Annotated in this window: 1 protein-coding gene; it reads right to left on the minus strand. The window is 56.4% G+C overall.

Going from position 1 to position 342, the window contains the following annotated elements:
• The coding region (locus tag ACP5KC_RS10555; RefSeq protein WP_428287569.1) for a hypothetical protein at nt 1–342 on the minus strand (342 nt) is incomplete at both ends.

Genomic DNA, 342 nt, shown 5'->3' on the forward strand with positions numbered 1-342 from the left:
TGAGCCTTTCACTATCGCGGATAAAGAGCAGGAGTGATGCGAGGTACCCCACGAAGAACGTCCCTTCGGTGGGGTGAGTGAGGTACATTGAAAGAGTGAGCACTGCTAGGGCTGCCGCCCCCCTAGCATCCTCAGCTCTGCGTAAAAGGCGGGAGAGCATGCCCACTGACATGGCGAAGGCCGATATCGCGAAAGTCGCCGGTACAGGCCATAGTGCTATGTTGTAAGGTATGTACATAAGGTTGTTGTACATTTTGTCGTTCCCCCTAGCTAGCACAGCGAGATAAAGCGCCTGGGACGCTGGCGGGTTAGCGAGGAGGTACAGCCAGCCCAGGCCCGAGA

The organism is Infirmifilum sp., from assembly GCF_049970975.1.
Taxonomy (GTDB): domain Archaea; phylum Thermoproteota; class Thermoprotei; order Thermofilales; family Thermofilaceae; genus Thermofilum; species Thermofilum uzonense.